General features: G+C 64.9%; 10 protein-coding genes. 6 read left to right on the top strand and 4 right to left on the bottom strand.

Going from position 1 to position 8,470, the window contains the following annotated elements; genetic code table 11:
- A partial coding sequence (locus H8A92_RS38485; RefSeq protein WP_229200495.1) for a TetR/AcrR family transcriptional regulator occupies nt 1-521 on the top strand: 521 nt, incomplete at its 5' end.
- Nucleotides 522-689: 168 nt separating this feature from the next.
- Nucleotides 690-2,402, top strand: coding sequence for a sulfatase-like hydrolase/transferase (locus tag H8A92_RS38490; protein ID WP_229200496.1), 1,713 nt, complete (start codon nt 690-692; stop codon nt 2,400-2,402).
- Between the two features lie 136 nt (nt 2,403-2,538).
- On the opposite strand, the gene H8A92_RS38495 is transcribed toward H8A92_RS38490, so the two are convergent.
- The 3 genes from H8A92_RS38495 to H8A92_RS38505 all read right to left on the bottom strand — a co-directional run bounded on the left by H8A92_RS38495 (nt 2,539) and on the right by H8A92_RS38505 (nt 5,267).
- The gene (locus H8A92_RS38495; RefSeq protein ID WP_229200497.1) at nt 2,539-4,098 is read right to left on the bottom strand and encodes an ABC transporter permease/substrate-binding protein; all 1,560 of its coding nucleotides are present in this window, start codon (nt 4,096-4,098) and stop codon (nt 2,539-2,541) included.
- Complete coding sequence (locus H8A92_RS38500; protein ID WP_229200498.1) at nt 4,095-4,883, bottom strand: ATP-binding cassette domain-containing protein; 789 nt, start codon at nt 4,881-4,883, stop codon at nt 4,095-4,097. Before H8A92_RS38500 ends, H8A92_RS38495 begins: the two co-directional genes overlap by 4 nt.
- 168 nt (nt 4,884-5,051) lie before the next feature.
- Nucleotides 5,052-5,267 (bottom strand): hypothetical protein, encoded by a 216-nt coding sequence (locus H8A92_RS38505; RefSeq protein WP_021077148.1) that lies wholly within the window; start codon nt 5,265-5,267, stop codon nt 5,052-5,054.
- A 228-nt stretch (nt 5,268-5,495) separates the two neighbouring features.
- Here H8A92_RS38505 and H8A92_RS38510 point away from each other — a divergent pair, with 228 nt between their 5' ends.
- From H8A92_RS38510 to H8A92_RS38525, 4 genes are all read left to right on the top strand, one after another.
- Nucleotides 5,496-6,332 carry a metal-dependent phosphohydrolase gene (locus H8A92_RS38510; RefSeq protein WP_163155828.1) on the top strand — a complete coding sequence of 279 codons (837 nt, stop codon included), beginning with the start codon at nt 5,496-5,498 and terminating at the stop codon, nt 6,330-6,332.
- A 123-nt stretch (nt 6,333-6,455) separates the two neighbouring features.
- The gene (locus H8A92_RS38515) at nt 6,456-7,166 is read left to right on the top strand and encodes a hypothetical protein (protein ID WP_229200499.1); all 711 of its coding nucleotides are present in this window, start codon (nt 6,456-6,458) and stop codon (nt 7,164-7,166) included.
- A gap of 44 nt (nt 7,167-7,210) precedes the next feature.
- On the top strand, nt 7,211-7,483 hold the full coding sequence (locus tag H8A92_RS38520) for a DUF3551 domain-containing protein (RefSeq protein WP_229200500.1): 273 nt from the start codon (nt 7,211-7,213) through the stop codon (nt 7,481-7,483).
- Between the two features lie 94 nt (nt 7,484-7,577).
- The gene (locus H8A92_RS38525) at nt 7,578-7,850 is read left to right on the top strand and encodes a DUF3551 domain-containing protein (protein ID WP_229200501.1); all 273 of its coding nucleotides are present in this window, start codon (nt 7,578-7,580) and stop codon (nt 7,848-7,850) included.
- A 24-nt stretch (nt 7,851-7,874) separates the two neighbouring features.
- Here H8A92_RS38525 and H8A92_RS38530 read toward each other — a convergent pair.
- On the bottom strand, nt 7,875-8,470 hold a 596-nt coding region (locus tag H8A92_RS38530), incomplete at its 5' end, for an FAD-dependent monooxygenase (protein WP_229200502.1).

Consider the following 8,470-nt stretch of genomic DNA (forward strand, 5'->3'; position numbering starts at 1 on the left):
CCGCCCGCCGCGCCGGGGTTTCGCCGGGTGCGCCGTTCCGGCATTTCCCGAGCCGGGATGCCCTGATGAATGCGGTGGCCGAGGAGGCGCAGCGCCGCTTCCGCGCCGAGATCGAGGCGGCGCTCGCCGATGCGCCGCCAGGCGATCCGCTCGGCCGCTTCCGCTGCCTCGGGATCGCCTATCTGCGCTGGGCGATGAAGAACCCGCCCCATTTCGAGATCATCTCCAGCCGCCGCTTCTTCGACCACGACCGCTCAGCCGGCGTCTCCAGCGACAATGCCGAGCTGATCGGCCTGACCGAGCGCACGCTGGCGGAGGCATTTTCGGCCGGTCAACTGGGGAGACGCGAGCTCAAGCAGGTCCAGATCGCCGGCCGTGCGCTGGTCTATGGCTTTGCACGGATGCACATCGACGGCCATCTGCCGCGCTGGGGCGTCACTGAGGCGGAGGCCGAGCAGATGGCCGCTGACATCGTCGACCTCTTCATCGCCGGCGTCGCAAGGCCTGCGGCGAAGGTCTGAGGCGCGCCGCGCCGACCGGGCGTACCCGGTGCGGGCAAATTCATTGCGCGTTCATGACGATTCAATTACGATTTTATGACACGGCGCAGACACCGGCTGTGCGGTGTGCCTCCTGGCCATTGCCAGTCAAGGCCGTGGAATTGCGCCGGGTTGTATTGCGTCCCGCCCATGGCGCCCGCGCCTCAGCAAAACTCCTCGGTTGCCGCGCTGGCCGGCGGTCTCGTCGCAATCGGCATCTGGCGGTTGATGGCGGTCGCCGCACCGCATCTCGGCGCGCTGATCCTGATGCTGCGGACCGAAACCGACTTCGGCTCACGGCTCTGCTTCCTGCTCACCTGGGGGATCCTGAGCTTCCTGTTCATCGCACTGCTGCGCCGGCCGGCATTGTCGGGCGCGCTGTCGCTGACGCTGGTCGTGGTGCTGGTACTGCTGTCGCGCTTCAAGCACGACGTGGTGCAGATGACCGCGAACTTCGTCGACCTGATGGTGATCGATCGCGACACCGCGGCGTTCCTGCTTACGATCTTTCCGAACCTGCGCTGGTCGATCATCGGCGCCGGCCTCGTCACGCTGCCCTTGATGTACGCGCTGTGGTGGCTCGACCCGTTCCGGATCCGCCGCCTGCCGGCCGCGGCCGTCTGCCTGGCCTGCACCGCGGCGCTCTCCGGCTATGCGTTCGCCTGGCCGGAGGAAGCCTGGCGCGGCTATTACGACGACGGCTATCTCTCGAAATTCGCCCGCTCCGGCGTGACCGCGGTATCAGACTTCGTTGCCTATGGCTTCATGGAGTCGGATCCGAGCGCGAGCGATCAGCTCAAGATCCCCGCGGTCGACGCCTGCCATCCCGCCGGGCGGCGGCCGAACATCATCATGATCCATGATGAATCGAGCTTCGACATCCGCGCTGCTTCCGGCGTCAAGGTTCCGCCGGGCTATGGCAGCCAGTTCAAATCCTACGACGGTGTCGAACGCAAATTCCTCGCCGAGAGCAATGGCGGGCCGAGCTGGTTCACCGAGTACAACGTGCTTGCGGGACTGTCGTCGCGCTCGTTCGGCCGGTTCGCCTATTTCGTCACCCGGATCGCATCGGGCCGGGTCGCGCGCGGCCTGCCGCTGGCACTGCGCCGCTGCGGCTATGATACGCTGTCGCTCTATCCGGCGTTCGGCGCCTTCATGAGCGCGCGCAACTTCCAGGTCACGACCGGCATCCAGCAATTCTACGACGCGCATGATCTGCATGCGAAGGACGTCGAGCCCGACAGTTTCTTCTACGACAAGGCGTTGAAGCTGATGGCCGAACAGAAGGCATCAGGCACGCCGTTGTTCACCTTCGTCTATCTCGCCGCCAATCATTTTCCGTGGGAGACGAAGTTCCGTCCCGAGTTGCTGCCGTCGTGGAAGCGGCCGGGCAACACGCCGTCGGTCGACGAATATCTGCGCCGGCAGACCATGAGCGCCAACGACTATGCGGGCTTCGTCGCGGCGCTGAAGAAGAAGTTTCCTGCGCAGCCGTTCCTGATCGTGCGCTATGGGGATCACCAGCCGGAATTCTCACCGCAGCTGCTCGATCCCGAGCTCGACGAGGCCGGCATCGGCAAGAAGCTGATGGACTACGATCAGCGCTACTACGCGACCTACTACGCGATCGATGCGGTCAACTTCGATCCGGTGAAGAGCCCGACCGTGATGAACACGATCGACGCGGCCTATCTGCCGCTGGTGATTCAGGAGGCCGCGGGTAATCCGCTCGATCCGTCATTCGAGGAGCAGAAAGCCATCATGCTTCGCTGCAACGGTGCGTTCTATTCCTGCAAGGACGGCGCAGAGGCGCGCCGCTTCAATCGGCTGTTGATCGACGCGGGGATCATCAAGGGACTTTGAGGCGACGTCATTGCAAGGACGCGCAGCGACGAAGCAATCCATCTCTCCTCGTATGCAAAGAGGTGGATTGCTTCGCGGAGCCTGTCATCGGGCGCGCGTTCGCGCGACCCGTTGGCTCGCAATGACGGTAGAAATACTACTTTCCCCCGACCTTCTCCCACAGCCAGCGCGCCACGGCATCGGGCGATGATGATGCATCGTTGCCCGACGCGCGCAGGTTCGCCTCTCGCATCTCGGCGATGTCGATCCTGCCGAGCAGCGGCCGCAGCGCCGCCTTGAAAGCCTCGTCGTCGCGCCGCTTCGGCGACAGCAGCACGATCGCGTCATAGGGCGGGATCGCGTGCCTGTCGTCTGCGAGCGTGACGAGATCGTATTTCGCGATCAGCCCGTCGCTGGTGTAGCCCGCGATGACGTCGACCTCGCCGGAGGCGACCGCGGCATACATGAAGTCCGGCTGCATCTGGCGCTGGGCGCGGAATGTCAGCCCATAGGCCTTCTGGATGCCGGCCCATTCCGGACGCGAGAAGAATTCATAATCGCCGGCGATCGACATGGTCGCGGCGCGCGAGGCGAGGTCGGCGACGGAATGGATGCCGATCTCATCGGCGCCCTTTCTCGGCATCACCAGCGCATAGGCATTCTCGAAGCCGAGCTCGCCGAACAGTGTGATGTTCTGCTTCGCCAGCGTCGCCTTCAGCTCGCCGAGCAGCTCGGCGCGGGGCCTGATGTCGGTGTGGTGGAACTGGTTGGCCCACAGCGTGCCGGAATAGTCGACATAGACGTCGATATCGCCCGATGCGAGTGCGTCGAAGATCACGTTGGAGCCGAGGCCTGCCCGGGTCGTGGCCGACAGTTCGGCCGCTTGCAGCCGCTGCGCGATCAATGCCGACAGCACATATTGCTCGGTGAACGTCTTGGCGCCGACCACATAGCGCGCATGCGGCCGCGCGATCGCGGGCACCAGCATCGCCGCGATCAGGGCGGCAATGCCGAGCCCGCCGAGTGCGGTGCGGATGCGGCTGCGATTGCGCAGGCCGTTCTCGATCAGCGCCAGCAACTGGTCGACGACAAGCGCGAGCACCGCGGCGGCAAAACAGCCGAACAGCACGAACACCCAGTTCTGGGTCTGCAGCCCTGCGAAGATATAGTTGCCGAGGCTGGTCTGGCCGATCGGCGTCGACAGCGTCGCGGTGCCGATCACCCAGACGGCGGCGGTGCGGATCCCCGCCATCATCACCGGCAGCGCCAGCGGCAACTCGACCATGGTGAGCGATTGCCGCGGCGTCATGCCGACGCCTTCCGCGGCCTCCAGGACCGCGGGATCGACGCCCGACAGCCCGGTGATGGTGTTGCGCAGCACCGGCAGCATCGAATAGAGCGCGAGCGCCAGCACCGCGGGCAGGAAGCCGAAGGCGGAGAAGCTGAAGCCGAGCCACGCCGCGGTCAACGCTGCGAGCGCCAGCAACAATGGATAGAACAGCGCAAGCAATGCGAGACCGGGCACCGTCTGCACGATGCTGGCAAGCCCGAGCAGCGCCGTGCGCAGCACCGGCCGGTTGCGGGCGACGATCGCAAGCGGCAGGCTGATCAGGAGTCCGAGCGCCAGCGCTGACACGCTGACCCGCACATGACTGCCGAGATAATCCGGCAGATGTGACAACGCCTCGCTCCAGCGTGGATCGGCTGACGGGCTCATGCCGCGCCGTCCCGCGGCAGCAATGCGCCGAGGCGTTCCGCCTGTCGCCGCGGCGTGCGCATGAGTTCGCCGACATAGGCATCGGTGCTGGCCGAGAGGTCCGCCGGCGTGCCCTGCGCCAGCAACCTGCCGCCGTGCATGACAGCGACACGATCGGCCAGCAGCAACGCCTCGGTCATGTCGTGGGTGATCATGACCGTGGTCAGGCCGAGCTCGCGGTGCAGCGTGCGATAATCGTCGCCGAGCGCGTCACGGGTGAGCGGATCGAGCGCACCGAACGGCTCGTCCATCAACACGATGCGCGGCTTCGCAGCCAGCGCACGCGCGACGCCGACGCGTTGGCGCTGGCCGCCGGAGAGTTCGTGCGGCAGGCGGTCGCGATGTTGGGCGCGGTCGAGCCGCACGAGGTCGAGCAGCTCGTCCACCCGCGCCGAGATCTCCGCCTGCGGCCAGCCCAGCAGCTTCGGCGTGATGCCGATATTGCCGGCGACGGTGAGATGCGGAAACAGCCCGCCACTCTGGAAGACATAGCCGATGCGGCGGCGCAGCAGGATCGGGTCGATCCGGCTGACATCTTCGCCCTCGACGGCGATCCGGCCGCGGTCGGCCTCGATCAGGCGGTTGGCGAGCCGCAGCAGCGTCGTCTTGCCCGAGCCCGAGCCACCGACAACGGCCAGGAATTCGCCTTCGGCCACGTCGAGCGAGACGTCGTCGACCGCCACCACGCGACCATCGTCAAAACTCTTGCCGACATGCGCGTAGGCAATCAGCGGCGTTGCAGGCATTCTTGAGCCATTCCTGGGCGACCTCACGTCTCACCATCGTGAGCGACAGTGATAGCCCATAAAATGGACTTTGACTCGAGGTACACGCGCCTGCATCACGCGGTTTCGCAGGCTGTTCCAGCTGGGCACGCGAAGCGCGTCAGCCCCTTCCGGGGCTGTGAGCACACATCACACTTCGTTCTTGGGTACGTATTTGCCCATGATGCACTTGTAGCTCTGCAAGCGCCAATCGTGATACGGGCCCTTGGCGAGCCAGTCGGCGATGCCGATTTGGGCATTCACAGCGCAGGCGCCCATGGTGATGCCTGATTGGTCGCTGTTGGTGACGACCTTTTCCATGCAGAGCTGAGCATTGCAGAGGATGGCGACGAGCGTAACGAGCATGATGGTCTTTATCCGTAGGATTAACCCGGTCTGAACCGAATCATGCACGGTTCATGCCACTATCAGTGACTTTGGTGTCGCAGCCGGCAAGCCCGGGATAGTACGGCTGAGCGAATCACACGCTCGCCAGCGCGTAGCCGCACGTCCGCAGATACGCTATAATTGCTCCCCAACTACGACGTGAGATCGGGGCGAGTGAGGAACGTTGCGCGGTCGGGGGCTGCATCGATGATGACGTTACCTGAGTTGGCGGCAGGTGCTTTGGAGAAGTTTCTCGCCACGCACGTCAGCCGCACCTTCGGGGCCTCGCAGGCGCGCTTTGGCGAGCTGCTGCCGGCCGCAGCCCGCATTGCGCTTGAATGCATCGGCAACAGCGATGCGCTCTACCACAATGTCGAGCACACGATGCTGGTCACGCTGGCCGGGCATGACATCATCCGCGGTCGCGCGCTGCACACCCACGTCACCGCGGAGGACTACACCCATACGATCATCGCCTGCCTGACGCATGACATCGGCTATGTGCGGGGTCTGCTGAAGGGCGACGGGCCGGATGGCTACATTGTCGATGCCTCGGGGAACAAGGTGGTGCTGCCGCGCGGCTCGTCGGATGCCGGCCTGATGCCGTACCATGTCGACCGCTCGAAGCTGTATGTGCTCGACAGGCTCGAGGCCGTGCTTCCGCTCGATCGCGAGCGCGTCGCGCGCAACATCGAGGGCACGCGGTTTCCGGCGCCCGAAGGCCAGCAATATGACGATGAGGCGGCGATCGTCCGTGCGGCCGATTTCATCGGGCAACTCGGCGATCCCAACTACATCAGGAAAGCCAACGCGCTCTATCACGAGTTCGAAGAGGTCGGCATCAACCGCCAGCTCGGCTATGAATCGCCGGCCGACATCGTCGATCGCTATCCGCAGTTCTACTGGAATATGGTCGCGCCGCACATCCAGGGCGCCATCAATTGCCTGAACATGACGGCGAGCGGTCGTCAGTGGATCGCGAATCTCTACAGCAACGTCTTCCGCGCCGAGCGCGAGGTGACCTTGTCCGGCCCGCAAATCTGACGCAGGACGTCAGCCGCGGCCTTTCAGCACGGACTGTGCTGCGCTCCCCGCCCGTTTGCGGGGCCTCCACATTTCGGCCTGCTTCATCGTTGCACAGTCCGTGGAAATCAGCGACGTTGCGCCATGGACCTCCCGATTGACCGCGTTTTCGGCCGTTTCAGCATGATCTCCCGTTTCGTTCAATTGACCGCGGCTGCCATCGTCTGCTGGCCTGCGTTCGCAAGTGCCGCCGGTCCGGTCTATGACGTCGATCTGTACGCGTTGATGTCGGGTACCTGCCGCAACGTCACCGTCGCCGGCCGCAGCTATACGTGCAAGGCGGTGGCCTACTTCCACACCCTGCGCGGCCGGTCGGAGTTCACCGTGGTGCTCGACGATCCCGCCGACAAGAGCCATATCGTCTCGTTCTCCGGCGAGAGCACCGAGCGCACCCAGGATAATCTGTTCGAGCTCGCGGTCGACCGCATGTTGTTGAAATCCAGCGACCGCCCGCGCGTCGACGGCCTGCCGGTGCCGCTGGTCGAGATGTCGACAGGCTCGTGCCGTCAGGTCGGAAGTTTCATCACGCGGCAGGTGTCCAGCATCACCTGTGCCGCCACCGACCAAACCGGCAAGAAGTACGAGCTGAGCTTCGAGTCGGACGGCTCGCCGATGACGCTGCGCCGGTTGCGCCAATCGACGCTGCCATCGGAGCGGCAGCGGGCGCGCCAGATCGCGCAGCTCGAATGCCGTCTCAAGGCGCGCGCCGCGCAGGTCCTGCCGCGGGACACGACGGCCTTCATGATCCGTTGTCTCGGCGAAGGCGACGGCAAGCCGGCCGACGAGCAGCGATAGCCGCGCGCGCGGGGGCGTCTCGGATCAAGCTTGAGGAGAACGCGATGCGCTTGAAACTCGTGTTGGTCGCCGCCGTCGCCGGTTGTCTCGCCGGACCCGCCGCCGCGCAAATGTACGATCCGAATTATCCGGTGTGCCTGGAAGTCTATGGCGGCAGGTTGACGCCGGAATACATCGATTGCAGCTACACGTCGCTTCCACAGTGCCAGGCGACGGCCTCGGGTCGCTCCGCGACGTGCTCGGTCAATCCGTTCTACAAAGGTCCGAAAAGGCCGCCAAAGCAACGGGAGCAGCGCCAACGCCGGTCCGCCAACTAGCGCGCTCAGGCTTGCGTGTGGTCGTTGTGTCGCCAGTGCGGTTGACTAACTCCGGCAGTTGTGAGGAAAGGGTCCGAGCAACAAGGAGAATCCGATGCGCCTGAAACTTTTCGCGATCGCGGCGTTCGCGGTCGCGCTGGCCCGACCTGCCGCCGGACAGGCCTATGATCCGAACTATCCGGTCTGTTTGCATCTCTATAACGGGCCGATGGCCGGAGACCACATCGATTGCAGCTACACCTCGATCCCGCAGTGTCAGGCGACCGCATCGGGTCTCTCGGCGATGTGCATCATCAACCCCTTCTTCGCTCCTCCGCCTCCACCCCCGGAACGTCCGGTGCGCCGTGGACGCCATCCCGTTCAGTGAGGCTGGCCTGCGAAGCTCGTCCGGTCAAAGCGGAACACGCAAGGCGTCGTAGGTGAACAACCAGTCATAGCGCTCGCGCACGCGGTCCGGGTGCCATTCGCGCGCGACATAGGCGTCGGCGTCTTCGGCGTCGGCGAGCGCCGGATTGTGGAAGCGCCGGGCATTCTCGGCCGACTTCGTCACGATCGTATTGGTCCGCGTCAGCCGCGCGGCCTGGTAGCGCTGCAGCGCCTCTTCGGGCGGAGAGCTTTCAAGGCAGCGCGCCAGCACCATGCCGTCCTCGATCGCCATGTTGGCGCCCTGCGCCAGGAACGGCAGCGTCGGATGCGCGGCGTCGCCGAGCACGCAGGCACGCCCGATGACGAAGCGATCGAGCGGGTCGCGGCCGAGCAGCGCCCATTTATAGGGAATATCGAGGCAATCGATGATGGTGTGGATCTCCGGATTCCATCCGGCGAAGGCGCCGCTGCACGCTTCTCGCGTGCCGCGTTCAGTCCACGACTCGACGGACCAGCTCTCGCCCTCGAAGATGCCGACGAAATTCAACAGTTCGCCGCGGCGAACCGGATAGGTGATGACGTGGCCGCCGGGGCCGACCCAGTTGGTGCCGACGTCGCGCC

This window comes from Bradyrhizobium acaciae (assembly GCF_020889785.1).
Classification (GTDB): domain Bacteria; phylum Pseudomonadota; class Alphaproteobacteria; order Rhizobiales; family Xanthobacteraceae; genus Bradyrhizobium; species Bradyrhizobium acaciae.